This is a genomic window from Calothrix sp. CCY 0018, from assembly GCF_963920925.1.
Lineage (GTDB): Bacteria > Cyanobacteriota > Cyanobacteriia > Cyanobacteriales > Nostocaceae > Rivularia.
Genome location: NZ_CAWUDI010000015.1, coordinates 16643 through 34351, shown reverse-complemented (window position 1 = coordinate 34351; position 17709 = coordinate 16643). Strand labels below are relative to the sequence as shown.

The following is a 17709-nucleotide window of genomic DNA, read 5'->3' as shown; positions in this document are numbered from 1 at the left end:
TTAATGAGATATCCATTTAACCCTTGCACTGTCAGTAAATTATCGGTTATCACTGATATATAGCAAACCAAAGAAAAAGATAAATTATACGAAACAAAAAACTAAAATATTTTAATCCCTTTCTTTTAAAAACAAAAAACCTTCTCTTAATATTGTATTCTTATCGGTAAGACTTGTTAAAGTCCTACCGATTTTTTTTAGAACAATTTCAAAAAAAAGCAGAGCGAGTAAATAACAGCAATACCCGCTCCACATTAGATTTTAGATTAAAAAAAGTTCAAATCCGCAACTTGTTCACTGCTAACTGACTACAACAGCCCCACAGCATGGAACAAACCATGTCCGGTAAGTATTTCAATCATCAAAGCCAGAAAACCAAGCATGGCTACTCTTCCATTCCAAATTTCTGCGGAAGTGGTAATACCCCATTCCCAACTTTCTTGAGGATACATTTTTACTTTTTTCTTCATCTGGTTAACTTCTGCAAATGAAATACTGCAAGATTTCAATGCATCAATAGTCAAATCTGCTAAAGCTTTGATAAATACCGGATGTACGTTGAGCGCTGGAACCCTACGGAAATTATTAATTCCTGCTTCTTCGGCTATTTCACGATATTCAATATCGATTTCTTCTAATGTTTCAATATGCTCGGAAACAAAACTGATCGGTACGACTACTAAATTTTTAACGCCTTGATCTGCTAAATTTTCGATAGCATCTTCAGTATAAGGTTGCAGCCACTCCACTGGGCCTACACGACTCTGATAAGCTAAAGTATGGGGATTTGGACGATTGAGAGTTTGCATAATTAAATGAGTGCATTCCTCAATTTCCTGCTGATATGGATCGCCAGCTTCTTCTACGTAGCTTTTGGGGACTCCATGTGCGCTGAAGAAGATGTGCCCTTGATCGGGATTCGGCAACTGATCTAATTCCTGCGCTATCAGTTCGCTCATTGCTTGCAGATAACCCGGTTGCTTGTACCAAGAAGCAATTACCGAATATTCAATCTGCTTAAGCTTGGGATTTTCTTGCCAAAGTTTTGCAAGAAGCCGATAGCTAGAACCGCTGGTACTAATAGAAAACTGGGGGTAAAGAGGTAAAATGACTAATTTCTCAATTCCATCGGCAAGAATTTCAGAAATAGCTTCCTCAGTGTAAGGATGCCAATAACGCATTCCAACGTAGATTTCTGCATCTTCCCCAATTTCGGCCAGTTGTTCCTTTAAAGCTTCTCCCTGAGCTTCAGTTATTTGCCGCAACGGAGAACCACCACCAATTTTACGGTAGTTTTCTTCAGACGTTTTACTTCGTCGCGTCGAGATAAACCAGGCTAAAGGTTTTTGCAGCCAGCTAAAAGGCAGACGGATTATTTCCGGATCGGAAAACAGATTGTAAAGGAACGGCTGTACATCCTCAAGTTTATCCGGCCCACCAAGATTAAGTAATAAAACGCCTACACGACCCATAGCAGTATTAGTCCCCAAATTTTTCAGCTTTTTTACTAATGTTAACAATATATCTTCATTAAATACATAAGTTAATAGTAGGAGAATATATCGAGGTGACAATTACTTCTTTAGGGAGTGGGGAGTCGTAGAGATTTAAGCTAGTGACTGCTTTAAGCGTTGCTGGTGAATCGCGGTTTTATTATTTTTACTTTGCAAGGCTTAACAATTCACTCAGATTCCCAAGCGGTAGGGAGGGGGAGATGGGGGGAGAGGGGGAAGAGGGGGAAGAAAAAATTAGCAGTCATTACCGAAACAACTTAGAAGCAAAATCCCGTAAATACCTCCGCCAAACCAGCCATTCGTGTCCCCCTTCACTTCCTACCCAAACGTGTTTTATTATTCCTGTTGCCAATTGTCCGATATTGACTGTCAATCAAGGGAATTAAATCTTTAATTACAACTTCTCCAAATGCTTCATTTCCCCAAGAATCCGGCGGAAGTTTAACCCCCGGTTTGCGTGCGTAACCGTTATCCATGACAACAATCATCGGTACCGCTTGACGGGAATTAATTATATTATCCATTAGGAAATTAGCTTTACCTTGCTTCGTCCAAGCCCGTTCGTTTTCTCCCGCACCATGCTGTAGATAAAGTACGGGATATCTGCGTTTAATATTGTTATTAGACATCTCCGGAAAACATTTTTATGGTTTCAAATGATATGCATACCTAACCCCCCTACCCCCCTTCCCTACGAGGGAATGGGGGTTTTTAAGCCTCTCCCCCAGTGGGGGAGAGGTTTGGAGAGGGGTCTTTTTCTTTTGTGGAGATGTCTATTGTAATCGGGTGGAGTGTAAACAAAAACTCGCCGTAATTCCCCGGTAACTTGAGAATGATACCAACGTTCTCTTACTTCTCCTGATGGTACTCTTTTAGCCTTGTCAAAATCAACTTGAGGATGGGGGATTTCCAACCCGCTAGTAGCTTGTGCCCAGCCAAAATAAGTTTTACTCGCGGGGTCGTTGACTGGGGTACCATCAATGATTAACTGGTAGTAGTGGAAGCCAGGATTTATGGGAATTGTTACCGTCCAAACTCCATCTTCGTTGCGAATTAAATCAATCGGTTTTTCGCCAAATGGAATCTTATTATCTCGTCCCATCACCTGTACTCTTTTAGCTGATGGTGCTTTAATGCGAAACGTCACCTTTCCATCAGAATGAATATATGGATATTCGCTATTGGGAACGCTTGAAGGTGCTGGGAAACCGTTTTTTAACTGTGCGTAAGCGGGTTGCAAAATTAGGGGGATTATCAAAGCAATATAAAAAAGTTTAATTATCATGGGTTATTGCGATCGCCTATAGTCGCTTTTTTAAAGCATCGCAATTTATATTTTCCCATGCCCTATGCCCAATTCCCCATGCCCTAAAATTAAACTTTAGTAACGGAATTCAAATCAATCAAAATCCAAGTAATAAAAGTACCAATTGGACCCCATAATAAATAGGGTAAAAGTAATAAGGAAGCTTTCGTAGAGATTTTCCTGACGCTAAATGCCAAAATATAAACAATTAAAGTTGCTAAGCCACCAACAATCAGTCCACCGATTAAACTTCTAAATGCAACAACTATAGGACTGTAAGCAGCAGTTAAAATAGCAACTAGTGCATACAATATTATAAATAACTTTGCATCACGTTTTACAGCTTTTTCCCAAACGATAATCGCGGAAATCGTGGTACAAATCCAAATAAAAATCCAGATAAATGGAATTAAAAATTCAAAAGTTAACCAATCGGGACGAATTAAATTTTGAAACCAGGTATTTTGTAACGAACTAAGTAAGTTACCAACTACCAGAATAGCTGTAGAAATAATAATTATTATCCATCTTGCTTTCATAATTATTTCGCATCGGCTTCGCTGCTACCGATAAATGCTCGGAATAAATTAATCACTATATTATAAGTCGCGGCAACTAATAATATCAGCATTAACCCCGCGAGTGCGCTGAAAGGAGATAGGACTAATAATAGTAAAAATCCGAATACTATAACTGATATCAATGGTTTATTCATATTTACCCCTTGTAATCACATTCTATATTTAACAATTTAATATCTAAGATTTCGTACATCTTAGGGAAGAATCATTCTCTTTCATTAGTAAGAAATAATTGTTCGTAGTTGTGCTTCAGCACCTCCGATAAGAAGCGCTGTTAGCCTAGCGTGCCCGCCAGGGCATAGCACCAACTACAAACCTAGAGAATTAAGCAGCATCTCCTAAGCTGACTTTAACAACTTTGTGCTTTTCAGCTTCAGTTTTGGGTAAAGTCAAATTCAAAATACCGTCTTTGTAGTCTGCACTAACGTTAGTATTTTGAACTCTTGCGGGAAGAGGAATTACACGATGGAATTTACCGTAGTGGAATTCACTTTTGATACCGTTTTCTTCGTTTGTAAATTCGGATTTTCTTTCCGCAATTATAGAAACGGCTTTTTCTGTAACTTGGATATCTAAGTCTTTTGCTTCAATTCCAGGAAGCTCTAATCTTAGATAAACTGCTTCTTTATCTACTCGTAATTCTGCTGCGGGTACTTTAACAAAATCTCTATCTAATTGACTTTGTAAAGCGTTCAATTCTTGCCAGGGATTCCAGGTGAATAATGTTGACATGGTTCTACCTTTTCTTGGGAGTTAGTAATTTATTTATTGCCTTGTTGTTTCTTATAGTAATCAAATTGTAATGCAGGGTAATTTCGGTTTTTATGAATGTTTTGAGGATGAATACCGAACAATTTTCAGCGTGCAGTTAATAGTTATCAGTTATCACTTATCAGTTTTCACAAAGTTCGGTTTGTTGGAATAAATTGATTTCGGTTAACCGAAAGTAGTTGAAATTATAATTGGTAAAAACTTTGTTTTGATTTATCTTTTAGATAATTTTTAGTTAGCCTTATAAACGCCTTTGGAATCAATTCCCTATTACCTATTACCCCACCCTACAGATATCATAAGTGTTCAACCCAACCGGACATGATATCAATCAACTTCAAAGCTGATATACAAAAATGCCCTGGCATTTCAACTACCAGAGCATTTCCTGCAATTCAATCTCAACTAATAACTCCTAACTGTTAACAGTTAACTGTTAACTGCTAAGTGTCTTTCCTTTCCGTTTGCGAAAATTGCATATGAATGGTTTTCGCTTGTTCGCTATTGGGTGCTACTGCGGTAATTAAGTAGTTAATCAAGCTTTCGGTAAAGGGAACCCTGAGATGAAAAGTACCATCTTGCTTGACTTTAATGTTTTGTCCGTCAATAGTTACTGTCGAACCAGGTTCGGTTGCACCGTGAATTATTAATTCCGCATCTGCTTCAAACCAAAAGTCTTTGTGGGGACGATTAAATACCCGAATTATTGGCGATCGCGATAGTAACAACCATTCTTTATCTACAGTTAGATAACCAATTTCGGTAATGTAGTCTCTATCGGCATTGGGTATGGCTACATAACGATGACTAACTGATTCTTCGCATTCGTACTGTTGTACTATTTTAGCGTTTTGATAGCTTAAGTCAACGTTAGTTACATCATACAGTCGCAATACCAATTGATTTGCACCGCGCTCTTGGATTGCTTCGCGATCGGCAGGTGCAATATTCCAAGAAGCATAAGCCCATTTTGGAGTGCGATTTGCTAATAGTATGTTGCTTTCACCGGGTACTCCCGTAGCTCCGTTGTGGTGAATGCCGTAAATTCTATCCCAATCGGTGTCTCCTGGATCTGAGTGTTGTCCAGGTAGGCGGATTTGTGTATCGATTTCGGCTTGGTTTGCTATTTGATCTAAAGCTTCGTTTTGTGGTTGAGTGCCTGCTTGTTGAGATTCTTCGTCATCACTTGTCATCTGACTAAGCGTAAAAGCTCCAACATCTGCTAATGCTGCACCACCAGTAGATGCAGTATCTCCGGAGGTAGATGACGCGCCAAATTGAGTAACCTCTTGTTCGTCCACTTTTTCTTCTGGAATAGTGGTTTGTCGATCCGATTGATTTACCCAAGCATTAGGTAAACCATCAGTTGTTGGTTGCTCTTGTGGTGTTGTTTGAGCATCTGCTTGTTCGTTTTCGTTGGTTTCTACAACTTCTGATGCTTGGGTATCATCTTGGTTTTCGGTGTTATTTTCGTCCGTATCGTTATTATCGCGATTGAACAAACCCAAACCAATTGCAGCGGCTCCTGCGGCTAATCCTGCTGCTGCGACACCTACCACAGGAAAAGATGATGATTCTTCTTGTTCCTCTTGAGTACTTACTTCTTCTGTTTCTGGTGTTCCCCACAAACTTGAAGCTGAAGTTTCTTGAAGTGGTTGTTCTTCTATGTTATTAGCAGAAACGGATTCATCAACATCTTGATTAATTACCGCACTATCTAATGGTAAAGATTCTTCCTCAACATCAGTACTTACTTCTGTTTCTGGAGTTCCCCATAAACTTGAAGGTGAAGTTTGTTGCGGTTGTTCTACATTATCAAAGGATGTTTCTTCCTCTTCTTGGGTAATGGGTTCTGCTGTTTCCAGAGGTCCCCATAAATCGGAAGGTGAAATTGTATCGTTGTTTTCAACAGTATTATTACTGTCTTCTAATGTATCGCCTTCTGCTGGCGTATCTGCTTGCGTGCTATCCCAAACATCTGGTAGCTGAGGATATGCAGTTCCATTAATTTGTACAGATTCATCTTCAGTGGATTGCGGAGTCTCTTTACCAGCAAACTGCGATTTAATTTTTTCTGCACCAGATTTAATCTTGCCTGGTAAATCTGTTGCAGCAGCACCAGCTACACCAGCACCAACACTAAAATTTCCCAACCAACTATTTGTAGAAGCTGGTGGTAATTCTTCTTGAGGAGAATCGGACTGCACCCGATTGTCAATGGGAGTGCTATCGCCTACATCTTCGGTTATTGGCGGTGCTTCTACATAATTAACTGTGGTGTTAATTCGGGGTAACGAATGATAAGAACTGTTAACAACAGCCGCTGGTGCTTCTAAATCCAAGCTCGTATCGGGAATGTCCGGTTGTTCTAAATCGGGTGCTTCTATTGAATCTAATTCCTCGTTAGAATCCGGTTGTTGTATGTAGGTTGGTTGTGCGTTTAATTCTGAATCGGGAACATCCGGTTGCCGTACATTATTTTCGCCAACTTCAGGTGTATCTTGATTATCACTAGATAACGCTGCGGCACCTGCTGCTCCCAATCCTGCAATACCTGCACCTGCCGCGATTCCGGCTGCATTGATCCCAGATGTAGTATTAGGTGCGGGTTCTACGGGTGCTGTATTAACTCCTGCATTTGGTTCGATAGGAGTATTTACAACGGGTTCGGGTTCTTTAACCGGGCCAGTTGTAGTAGAAGTGGGAGTAAAAGGAGGAGGGGAATTTTCCGGCAATACACCGCGAGCTACAGTGTCATCCTCTTGAGATTTGCGTCTTCCCAACAACCACCACAGCGCTAATGCTCCGATCGCCGCAACTGGAAGTAAAATCCACCACCAAGGTATTGTTCCTTCACCAGCTTCAGAAAGACTTGTACTGCTTGGTAATCGTGATATAGTAGGATCTCCCGTACCGCTGCTATCGGTAGCAGAAGTATTTGTCGCAGGACTAACATTTTCGGTTGCCGCACCATTATTAGCTGTTGCATTTCCAGTAGCAGCTTGAGTACTTGCGGGAGTTGCCGCAGCATCCAAAGCATTGCCAGGAACCGCAGCAACAGCAGCAGCTACTGCTACAGCTTCTTCTTCTCTAGCTACATTTAAAGCTTCCTGTCCGGGTTCTGCTGTGGCGAAACCAACAAAATTCTTAACTGCTTGGGAAGGGTTTTTCTTGAAGACGTAAACCAGCGGTTGCGAATAAGGATATCTGGCATCGGTTGGTGGAACTTTGTGCATACTCAAAACGCGCACGTTGTCACCCAGTTTCTCCACCTGATTGGCTAAAACAAAGCCGATACCATCCTCACCCAACTGCTTGATAACTTCGGCTGGATCGTCGGTATCCAATTTAGTAGCAGTAGAACCAGTGTTTAAATTACCATCGAAAAGCGGATAATTGTTAAAAGCTTGGCGAGTATCGCTCGATTCGGGGCGATCAATCACTCGAATTGGCTTTGAAGGGCCGCCAAGTTCCGACCAGTTGTCGATCTGTCCGCGATAAATTTGGGTAAACCTTTGATTGCTTAAATCGCCTTGAAAAGGATTATCCTTACCTACAATTATCGCAATTTTTTCCCGACGCAAGGGTTGCTGTTCCAAACCCAGCTCTTCTTCTTCAGGAGTTAAACCGCGTCCAATTGCAGCAATATCTATGTTGCCATCTTGTAAAGCCTTGAGCGCGTCATCCGTTCCATTAGTAGCAACTTCAACGTTAGTACCGGAATACTCCTTCTCGAAACGCTGCTTCAACGCTTGATTAGCTCTGGTCATACTAGTGGAACCATCTACCTTGATTGTAGTTCCTTTCTCCACCTCAGTTGGCAGCGGAAAAGATGGAGTTTCAGGTGATTGCCCCAGTACATAATCCGACTTGAACAAGCTAGTCATCATTGGAGTTGATGCCAATGCCAACAATAAAGCCAAGCGGATTATTGGATTTTTGTTTTTTTGTTTATGCCACATAATGCCCCATTTATTTATTAGAGGAAACAACTTTTTGTTGCTTCAATCAAATTCATCTTTCTTGTTTGAATATATGTGGAGGAGACGCGGCCTTCTTCATATCCGTGTTATGTTGTTAAAAAGCCTTTACAGATACTTAATTTGATATTCGTAGACATTGATTGAATCAACTCTACCGTGACGAGCAACAATAATGAACTCGTGTTGATATTTTCTTCAAGTATCCCAAATTACTCGCTGCACATAAATTAAAACATTATTTAATCTATCTATAGAAATATTTCAATACTCAAATTCAAAATTATTTTTGATAATAAACTCTCAATAAGATTACAGATTTGGACTGTTTGCAATTCTTGACATAATCAAAGTTTATACAGCGATTATGGGGAAAATTTACTTAAAGTAAAATTACCATTAGCAAACAAATAATACCAGGTATCTGAGCTACAGCAACAATTAATAGGGTTGAGTGAGAAGATAATAACAAATTAGGAGTTTTTTAACAATTTGAATTGGGAATTGGTAATTGGGCATTGGGAGATGAGAGAATAAAAAATTCATTACATTATTATCATTCTTTACTTACTCAAAAAGTAGGCATTCCCAACTCTAAGATCCCCCCAACCCCCCGCTAATTTGGGGGGCTTTGCGTAAGTGCTATTACTACTGCCTACTGCCTACTGCCTACTCCCTTACTCCTTAAAACTCGACTGGCGTTGATAATCGCTAACAATGCAACTCCAACATCTGCGAATACGGCTTCCCAGAGGGTTGCGATACCAAATATTCCCAACAGAATAAATAAACCTTTAATTAACATTGCCAAAATAATGTTCTGCCAAACAATCTGATAAGTCTTCTTGCCTACCTGAATCGCTTCAGCAACTTTGCCGGGTGAATCTGTCATTAATACTACATCGGCGGTTTCAATTGCAGCATCGGAACCGAAAGCCCCCATCGCTATACCAATATCGGCTCTGGCAATTACGGGTGTGTCGTTAATTCCATCACCTACAAATACAACTTTTTTGTTTTTAGCAGTTTTACTTAAAAAGGTTTCGATCGCTGCTACTTTATCTTCTGGTAGTAGCTCTGCTTGATAAGAATTTATCCCTAAGTTTTGGGCAACAGTTTTGGCAATGGCTTGATTATCCCCTGTCAGCATTGCTATTTGTTTGATACCAAGTTTTTTCAAATTCCGAATTGCTTGTATGGCATCATCTTTAATTTCGTCGGCAATAATAATTCTTCCTGCATAAAAACCGTCTACAGCTAGATGAACTACAGTTCCCTCTAAAGTAAAGGCATCGTGTTTGATGTTTTCTCGATGCAGCAAACGCTCGTTACCAGCAATAACTATTTTGTTATCTATTTTTGCTTTAACACCACATCCAGCTATTTCCTGATATTCACTAACATCGGATGTATCAACATTGCCGTATGCTGATAAAATTGATTTCGCTACCGGATGGTTGGATTGAGATTCTATTTTTGCGGCAATTTTCAATAATTCTTTTTCTTCAAAACCGCTTGTCGGAATCACTCTATTTACCCGAAACACCCCCTTAGTTAAAGTCCCGGTTTTATCAAATACAACGGTTTCAACCTGAGTCAGCGCATCAAGAAAAGTTGAACCCTTGACTAAAATTCCTTTCTTCGCGGCACCACCAACACCACCAAAATAACCCAAAGGTATACTAATAACTAAACCGCAAGGACAAGAAATTACTAGTAAAACCAAAGCCCGATATACCCATTGTGCCGCAGTTTCACCCGGTATAAATAAAGGTGGAAATATCGCAACGGCTAAAGATAAGAACACAACAACTGGCGTGTAATATCTAGCAAAACGAGTAATAAACTTTTCCGTCGGGGCTTTCTTACTGCTGGCATTTTCTACCAAATCGAGAATCTTAGCAATTGAAGAATCATTAAATAACTTGGTAACAATAATTGTTAAAACACCCGACTTATTAATCGTACCTGCAAGTACAGTTTCCCCAACTTCCACACCACGCGGTACTGATTCCCCCGTCAAAGCAGAAGTATCAACTTGCGAACTTCCTTGAATTATTTCACCATCTAAAGGAATCTTCTCACCCGGTTTAACTAAAATCTCATCCCCAATCGCCACAGTTTCCGGAGCAACTTGTTTTAAATCCCCATTAACCTTTAAATTAGCTTTATCTGGACGTACTTCCAACAAAGACTTGATAGATTTACGGGAACGATTCACCGAAAAATCTTGAAACAACTCCCCAACCCGGAAAAACAACATCACGGCAACCGCTTCCGGAATTTCATGAATGGCGATCGCACCTAAAGTAGCGATAGTCATCAAAAAGTTTTCATCAAAGATTCTCCCCTGTAATATATTACGCCCTGCGGTTTTGAGTACAGTCCACCCACTAAGAAGATAAGCAGGAGCAAACACTAAATATTCACCAATCGAAAAAGCTGTATTGTGCAGAAAATCATAAAAAATCAAACCCAAAATAAATAAAACCATAGGCACCGCTACAGCCAAAACTTCCTGCTTCAGGTCAAATTCTTTACCATGACTGTGCCCGTGTTCGTGTCCGCAACAACCATGCTCCGATGATTTCGTTTGCATCATTTTACTTGTTAATAGATGAACAGATGTTCACATATTATCTTGATAAACTAGCGTATGCAAGATTTGTCAGTGAACAGTGTTAGCGGAGCGTGTCCGATAGGACATAGCGTGTCCCGAAGCGACATACAATTAGGAGTTAGGAGGCGCGGAGTAGCAAGTAGCGAGTAAGCTGATGTGCAGTTAAACTGTATAATAAGGCTTATAGTGTCACGCACCACCCGAGTTTTGTGAAACTTGCAACCATTCCTGACTATATAATGCTGCATAAATAATAAGTACGTCAGAAAGATTTCGACTGAAAAACCCAGGTGTTTTACCTGGGTTTGTTGTTTGCTTTAATTAACATTCTCAAGCTATTGTCAAACAATATATTCGTCCTTTGTGCAACTTAAAGTTAAACTTGCTGTTGCTATTTGATGAATATTCATGTTAACAAAATAGAGAAGAATGTTTATCGTATTTAAATTACTTATGAAAGGAAAAGTACGGAAACATCGGTATTGCTCTAAGAGGGAGTTATGAAAGGTTAATCAAAAATCGGAACATCTTCGTTCTTGCGAACAATCCTAATGGTTAATTAACTTCAACCATTTAAAAGACAAACTCAATAAATCAAATTCTTATGTTATTAACTAAAATTTTAGTTTCGATTGACGATTCCGATATGACCGAACAGGTTGTAGATGAAGCTGTATTTTTGGCAAAAGCAACGGGTGGAAGTTTGATGTTTCTACACGTTATATCTCTATATGATAATGAGCCATATTTCGATCCTTTGTTTATGCAACGAACTATTCTTGATGCAGAATTACACAACGAAGCTCATCAGAAGGCTTTGAACGTCTGGGAAGAGTTTAAGCAAGGTAAAGAAAATTGGCTGCGTTCTTTGTGTGAATCAGCAACTTCTTGTGGTGTGAAAGCTGAATTCACTCTAAATATAGGCGAAGCAAGTAAAAGGATTTGCGATTTTTCTCGTAGTTGGAATGCTGATTTAATTGTAATTGGTCGTCGAGGTCATCGTGGTTTTAGTGAAATGTTTTTGGGTAGCGTGAGTAATTATGTAATGCATCATGCATCTTGTTCTGTTTTAACCGTTCAAGGACGGAATTTTTCAACTACGGAAGTATCACAAAATCAAGAAGTAGAAAATTAAAGTGCTAATTAAATTAGTCTTAGAGGATGTTTTAAGGTCGGTCGATAAAGTTAACGAAGATTGCCAGCGGTAACATCGGTAGCATTGGTAGCAAGCAAATTAGCCATTGATTCAAGGTTAGCGGTGCTGTTTGAAACAGTACGTTCATAACGTTCCATTGGCTAAATATGATTTGTAAAACAACAGCAGCAACGATACCCACAATCAAAATTGGTGCATTTGTAATGGATGTGGATTTTCGACCTATATAGTTGAACAAGCTAATCCCCAATTGACTGATGCTTAAGAGATAGATAATACGTGCAGCAACAAGAGCTTGAATTGCCATCGTGCGAGCAACCGCAATATCTCCTGTAGTAGATTTTGCCCATTCAAAGATGCCAAAAATCAGAATCCAATTAAATACCGAAACTATCAAAATTCGGCGTAATAATTTACCTGTAATTAAAGGTTCTTTTGGATTGCGTGGAGGCTGCTGCATTAAGCCGTTTGATTTGGGTTCAAAGGCTAGGGGAACAGTCATGGTGAGGGAGTTAATCATGTTTAACCAAAGTACTTGTATTGAGAGAATCGGTAAATCTCTTGCTAGCAAAGCGCTAATTAAAATAGTCATGGATTCACCACCATTGACTGGTAAAAGAAACGCAATTGCTTTTCTCAGGTTTTCATAAACGGTACGTCCTTGTTCTACAGCGGCTTCAATAGAGGCAAAATTATCGTCGGTGAGAAGCATATCAGCAGCTTCTCGCGCTACTTCAGTTCCACCTTTACCCATCGCAATCCCAATATCAGCTTGTTTTAAGGCTGGAGCATCATTTACTCCATCTCCTGTCATGGCAACGACTTCTCCTTTTGACTGCAATGCTTCGACTAATTGCAGCTTTTGAGCCGGAGCTACTCTAGCAAACACGTCTCCATCTTCAACAGCTTGAGCAAGCTGGCGATCGCCCATGTTTGCTAATTGCCTTCCCTCAAATGCCAGTACTTGCTCTGTCTTTCGGATACCCATGCGTTGAGCAATTGACCGAGCCGTTAAAACATGGTCTCCGGTAATCATTTTTACATGAATTCCGGCTGACTGACAGGCGTGGACGGCGGCGATCGCCTCGGGACGAGGTGGATCGATCATGCCTTGCAATCCCAGAAATACTAACTCCGTTGCAATGTCATCATGATCGATGGAATGCTGATGGGAACCCACTACTTTTTGAGCAAAAGCTAGTACTCGCAATCCTTGCTCTGTGATTAGTTGAACTGCTTGCTCAATTTGTGATTTTTCTAAAGCTACAGGCTGCCCCTCTAGATTCATCATCACAGAACAGCGACTCAACAGCGCTTCAACTGACCCTTTAACATAGATTGTTCGGGGATGAACATCATGCAAAGTTGCCATGTATTGATACTGAGATTCAAATGGTATAGAATCGAGCCGTGGCTTTGAAGCTGTAAGTCCAGACTGGCTCAAATCCGCTTTCGCCGCAGCCGCGATTAATGCCCCTTCGGTAGGGTCGCCCACCACCGACCAATTTTCTCCTGTTTGCTTTAGTTGAGAGTCGTTGCAAAGTACTCCAGCTATTAGGCATTGCTCTAAGACTGACGGCAAGCCATCCTCAAACTCAGTTTCTATATCGCCTTTGGGACTATAACCACTACCGCTAACCGAATAATGCTTTCCCCCAGCGTAAATAGCCTGTACCGTCATTTGATTTTCCGTCAGCGTTCCGGTTTTGTCAGAACAAATAACGGTAGCGCTCCCAAGAGCTTCAACGGCTGGAAGTTTACGAATAATGGCATGACGACGCGCCATGCGGTTTACACCTATCGCCAAGGTGATAGTAACTACTGCTGGCAATCCTTCTGGAATTGCGCTGACTGCTAGAGCAACAGCAGCTTCAAACATATAAATCCAAGATTCACCCTGTCCCAATCCGATAGCGAAAGTTAGGGTTGCCAGAGTTAAGATTACATAAAGCAGAGTGCGACTGAATTTTTCAAACTTTCGGGTTAGGGGGGTAGTGAGGCTAACCCGTTGCTCCATCGATCGAGAAATCTGTCCGACTTCCGTTGCATCTGCGGTAGCGACAACAATCCCCCTACCCTGCCCAAAGGTAACAAAACTCCCAGCGTAGGACATATTAATCCGTTCCGCTAATGGGGTATCCTTTGATAAAGCTTCGACGGATTTCTCCACTGGAACCGATTCCCCCGTCAAAGCAGATTCATCAATCTGTAAATTGCGAGTTTTTAACAGTCTTAAGTCTGCTGGAACTTTATCTCCTGATGCTAAGAGTACGATATCTCCGGGTACTAAATCTTGTGACGGTATCCGCAGCGTTTGCCCTTCTCGCAGAACCGTAGTTTCAGTGGTAACAGCTTTTGCAAGAGAGGCGATCGCACCTTCTGCTTTTGCTTCTTGCACGTAGCCGATTGTCGCATTGATGAAAGTTACTCCCCAGATGACGGCTGCATTAGTCCAAGAACCCAAAAATGCTTTGACAGCACCTGCAACTAATAAAATATAGAGGAGCGGTTGATTAAACTGTAATAAAAATCTTAAAAAAGCAGGCTTTCCAGGCTTTACGGGTAGTTGATTCCAACCATAGGTTTCGTAACCAATTGCAACTTCTTCTGCCGTTAAGCCCCTTTCTAAATTGCTATGAAAAGATTCAATTGCCGACAGAACAGACATTTCATGGTAAGAAGGAGATTTAAGTTGATTTTGCACCATATCTTCCAATAAACCATCCAGGTTTTACCTACTCCTATAAATTGATTTTAGCTCATACCGCATCTTCCATTCATAGAATGTACGCATTGAGTTCATAAATATTAGCAATTTTAGATTTAGGATTCGGGGTTTTTAGGGAATGTTTTGTATCTCATCTTTATGATTATTAAGTACACACAGATGCTAATTCAACAGTAGTCAAAAAGAAAGTTAAGAGTTAGTAATTAGGAGTTAGGAGTTAGGAGTTGGTAATTGGTAATGATTATTTATTCTCCCCATCTCCCCATCCCCCATCTCCCCCTCACCCTTCAACTTGAGAAAGCCAAGCTCCTTTTTTAATCTTCTCGGCGATGGGATGTATTGTATTTAGATTATTTTCGGATGTATCTTGATGCCAGGTTTGCCATATTTCGGCTGCGAGGGTTGAAAATTCCTTGCGTACTTGGAACCAAGTGGGGCTATCTTTTCTAGCATATAAATTACAGAGCAATTCTAAGACTTTTTCGGAATTATGATTGCTCATGGGATTGAGTTTCTTGATATTGGATTTGATCGGCTTTTCTTCTTCGGAAAATACTTTGCTTAATCCTTCCTGGATGCTAATATTTCCTAGATTTTCGGAACATCTTGATATATTAAATAATGAATCGCAAATGCGACGATTTAAACCTAAGTATACCGAACCTTTGAGGGCTTGAATAAAAGATTCTAATGCTGTAACTTGATTATTTTCAATTAATAGTAGATATTCGCCACGTAGTAAATTAATTTCCGAGATAACGGCTTGACAAAAGTTGTCACTGTGACCAGTTGTTAAGTCAGTTTTAGCAAGTTTTTCCGATAATTTTAAAGCCTGTAATGATAACTCGCTATTTTTTAATCTTACCCAAACCCTTCCTGCTAAAGCTATCCATCTAGATACGCGCTGAATTAAACCGATACGTAAAGCATAGTGTGCAGCTTTGAGAAAGTTTTGAGCAGCTTGTTCTAAAGTAGATTTATCTTCGGAAATATAAAAGTATACTCTAGCTGCATTACCGTGAATTTCGGATAAGGATTCATACACATCTAAACCAGCATCTTTGTAACAAGAGCGAGTATTGATAACATTGATAACGCTGTTTTTATATTTGTTTAATTCAAACCAGTTATTACGACCATTATCTTGAAAAAAGTCGGGATTGTGTCCGCAAGAAAGTTCGTACAAATAAAATTCAGAGCGAATTAAAACGGATATCGGAGAAAGCTCATTTTTATCTACGTGTAATTGAAACTGTTCGGTATTATCGAGTGCTTCACTAAGTTCTGCAATTAAAGATTTAGCATTAATAATATTTCCTTGAAAATTTGATAATCTTAATTCCAATCGCTTTGCCAAACAGTAACAGCGGTAAAAATTTAAGCGATACGTAAAGTAAATATCATCATCTGGAATATTTTCTAAATGCTGTTTAGCTTCATCAGCAATTTTCTTAATTTGCGATAGTTGACATCCTTTATCTAAGAATTGAAAATTGTGAAAAGCTTTTCTAACTTTAATTAACCGCTTTCTTAAATCCGAAAGATTTCTACAAACTGATATATATGTTGTACTATCAAGCTCGCCGATTCTACTTTTATCCGCAAACCATTGTTTTACAGCACAAACAATAGCTTGTAACATCACAGTCATAGAATCTCTATCAACCCAAATACCTTGATATTGCTGCTTTTCTCCTAAAATTACTGTTGTTTCAACTAAAGAATGGACATTGCTATCAAGAGTATTTGTAGAAATCGTCAATAAAGTATCTTCCTTCAAACCCAGATTTAAAGTACAGGCACTGATAGCATTTTCTATCATAGTGTTGCTAGAAGTGTATATCCATTCCAAAGGTTCGCTATCTTGCTTATCCGAGCCGAAATTACAAGTAGCGATCGCCATAATTACGGGTTGAAGAGATTGTATTGTTCCGGGTTTTTCGGGTTTTTCGGGGGGAACTCCAGGAGTTTTGAGTTTGCGCTCTGCCTCATAAGCAATTTCTGCCAAATTCAAGTAAATATCGCTATATTCGTCTGCATACTCAATCGAGCGAGATAAAGTCTGAAATTCTAGCTTTTTAATTCTGGCGTGCAGCAAATCATCTTCATTTTTTATTTTCTCCTTAATTAGGATACTGAGAAACAAAGAAATTGCTTCTTTACGGCTAAATTTTGTTTTACCACCACTCCTAAAATTTTTTCGAGATGTATCGAGCTTTTCAATAATCTGTAACTTTAACTTTAAACCCAATGTAGGCTGAGGCTCGCGAAGTTTTTTGATCAATGCTTCTAAAGCGTCATCATTATTATCGCCATCATTAAACAGCTTTTTACTAGCAATAGTTAACTTATCGCTAGCAATTGATAAAAATTCCTGAGTTGTGGAAAGTAAATCTTCAAACTCCAACAACTCAAGTAGTGCAACTATCTGAGTAACTTGAAAAAATCTTTCTGGAGTAACGCGGATACTTTCTGTTTTATCGGGTAAAAAACCAGCAGATTCTAAAAGTTCGTCAGCACCGATTTCTCCCAAATTCTCTCTTAACAGAATTGATTTATCATCGCTAGCGCCTTTCTTCAATTTTCTCTTGGAAGGGCGATGTCTGTTCAAATTTTCGCACAGTTTAACCAAACCCTCACTGCTGACGGGTAAAGATTCCTTTTTTTTACTAAGAAAATCTATAATTAACGGACGACTAACACCCATCCCCTGAGATAATTCTACCTGGGTCGCTCCCATTTGATCTAAAAAGAAATTCAGCATTTCCCGCAGCTTTTCTTGATCGTTGATTTTCTCCTTACTCATACTCCTCCTTATAAGCACCACTCAAATGTAAATTAAATTTACTTTTTTTTTGTATATCTCTACACAAATACATAAATTGAAACATTCTACTTGATGCTCAATCCATGAAGAAAGTATTGTATTTAAGCCGAAGTGCTTACTGAATATACTTTTCAATCGGCAAACGCAGACTAGCAGCTTTAATTAAATTTTAAATACACCCAAGCTTCTATAATAATCTTTTTTGTAATTTTTGGCTTTAACTGTA

The 17709-nt window shown here is 39.6% G+C and carries 11 protein-coding genes; 1 reads left to right on the top strand and 10 read right to left on the bottom strand.

From position 1 onward, the window contains the following. Positions 1-308 precede the first annotated feature (308 nt). The 8 genes from hemH to ACM03V_RS12885 all read right to left on the bottom strand — a co-directional run bounded on the left by hemH (position 309) and on the right by ACM03V_RS12885 (position 10754). The gene (hemH, locus tag ACM03V_RS12920; RefSeq protein ID WP_414621191.1) at positions 309-1472 is read right to left on the bottom strand and encodes a ferrochelatase; all 1164 of its coding nucleotides are present in this window, start codon (positions 1470-1472) and stop codon (positions 309-311) included. A gap of 353 nt (positions 1473-1825) precedes the next feature. Then, positions 1826-2143 carry an alpha/beta hydrolase gene (locus ACM03V_RS12915; RefSeq protein WP_414621190.1) on the bottom strand — a complete coding sequence of 106 codons (318 nt, stop codon included), beginning with the start codon at positions 2141-2143 and terminating at the stop codon, positions 1826-1828. 62 nt (positions 2144-2205) lie between these two features. Beyond that, a complete protein-coding gene (locus tag ACM03V_RS12910; RefSeq protein WP_414621189.1) occupies positions 2206-2799 on the bottom strand; it encodes a hypothetical protein in 594 nt (197 codons plus the stop codon). Between the two features lie 89 nt (positions 2800-2888). Further along, complete coding sequence (locus ACM03V_RS12905) at positions 2889-3359, bottom strand: TspO/MBR family protein (RefSeq protein WP_414621188.1); 471 nt, start codon at positions 3357-3359, stop codon at positions 2889-2891. Positions 3360-3361: 2 nt separating this feature from the next. Continuing rightward, positions 3362-3535 (bottom strand): hypothetical protein, encoded by a 174-nt coding sequence (locus ACM03V_RS12900; RefSeq protein WP_414621187.1) that lies wholly within the window; start codon positions 3533-3535, stop codon positions 3362-3364. Between the two features lie 190 nt (positions 3536-3725). Beyond that, positions 3726-4133 carry an Hsp20/alpha crystallin family protein gene (locus ACM03V_RS12895; RefSeq protein ID WP_414621186.1) on the bottom strand — a complete coding sequence of 136 codons (408 nt, stop codon included), beginning with the start codon at positions 4131-4133 and terminating at the stop codon, positions 3726-3728. Positions 4134-4615: 482 nt separating this feature from the next. Further along, entirely contained in the window at positions 4616-8134 is a 3519-nt protein-coding gene (locus ACM03V_RS12890) for a substrate-binding domain-containing protein (RefSeq protein ID WP_414621185.1), read from the bottom strand. Positions 8135-8807: 673 nt separating this feature from the next. Beyond that, positions 8808-10754 (bottom strand): heavy metal translocating P-type ATPase, encoded by a 1947-nt coding sequence (locus tag ACM03V_RS12885; RefSeq protein ID WP_414621184.1) that lies wholly within the window; start codon positions 10752-10754, stop codon positions 8808-8810. A gap of 622 nt (positions 10755-11376) precedes the next feature. Here ACM03V_RS12885 and ACM03V_RS12880 point away from each other — a divergent pair. After that, a complete protein-coding gene (locus tag ACM03V_RS12880; protein WP_414621183.1) occupies positions 11377-11907 on the top strand; it encodes a universal stress protein in 531 nt (176 codons plus the stop codon). A gap of 31 nt (positions 11908-11938) precedes the next feature. Here the strand turns inward: ACM03V_RS12880 and ACM03V_RS12875 are convergent, their stop codons facing one another. After that, a complete protein-coding gene (locus ACM03V_RS12875; protein ID WP_414621182.1) occupies positions 11939-14635 on the bottom strand; it encodes a cation-transporting P-type ATPase in 2697 nt (898 codons plus the stop codon). Positions 14636-14936: 301 nt separating this feature from the next. Beyond that, the gene (locus ACM03V_RS12870; protein ID WP_414621181.1) at positions 14937-17462 is read right to left on the bottom strand and encodes a hypothetical protein; all 2526 of its coding nucleotides are present in this window, start codon (positions 17460-17462) and stop codon (positions 14937-14939) included. Between the last annotated feature and the right edge of the window lie 247 nt (positions 17463-17709).

Bases quoted from the DNA above. Each gene is read 5' to 3' on its own strand.
- hemH (WP_414621191.1), bottom strand. From the start codon at position 1,472: ATGGGTCGTGTAGGCGTTTTATTACTTAATCTTGGTGGGCCGGATAAA.
- ACM03V_RS12915 (WP_414621190.1), bottom strand. From the start codon at position 2,143: ATGTCTAATAACAATATTAAACGCAGATATCCCGTACTTTATCTACAG.
- ACM03V_RS12910 (WP_414621189.1), bottom strand. From the start codon at position 2,799: ATGATAATTAAACTTTTTTATATTGCTTTGATAATCCCCCTAATTTTG.
- ACM03V_RS12905 (WP_414621188.1), bottom strand. From the start codon at position 3,359: ATGAAAGCAAGATGGATAATAATTATTATTTCTACAGCTATTCTGGTA.
- ACM03V_RS12900 (WP_414621187.1), bottom strand. From the start codon at position 3,535: ATGAATAAACCATTGATATCAGTTATAGTATTCGGATTTTTACTATTA.
- ACM03V_RS12895 (WP_414621186.1), bottom strand. From the start codon at position 4,133: ATGTCAACATTATTCACCTGGAATCCCTGGCAAGAATTGAACGCTTTA.
- ACM03V_RS12890 (WP_414621185.1), bottom strand. From the start codon at position 8,134: ATGTGGCATAAACAAAAAAACAAAAATCCAATAATCCGCTTGGCTTTA.
- ACM03V_RS12885 (WP_414621184.1), bottom strand. From the start codon at position 10,754: ATGATGCAAACGAAATCATCGGAGCATGGTTGTTGCGGACACGAACAC.
- ACM03V_RS12880 (WP_414621183.1), top strand. From the start codon at position 11,377: ATGTTATTAACTAAAATTTTAGTTTCGATTGACGATTCCGATATGACC.
- ACM03V_RS12875 (WP_414621182.1), bottom strand. From the start codon at position 14,635: ATGGTGCAAAATCAACTTAAATCTCCTTCTTACCATGAAATGTCTGTT.
- ACM03V_RS12870 (WP_414621181.1), bottom strand. From the start codon at position 17,462: ATGAGTAAGGAGAAAATCAACGATCAAGAAAAGCTGCGGGAAATGCTG.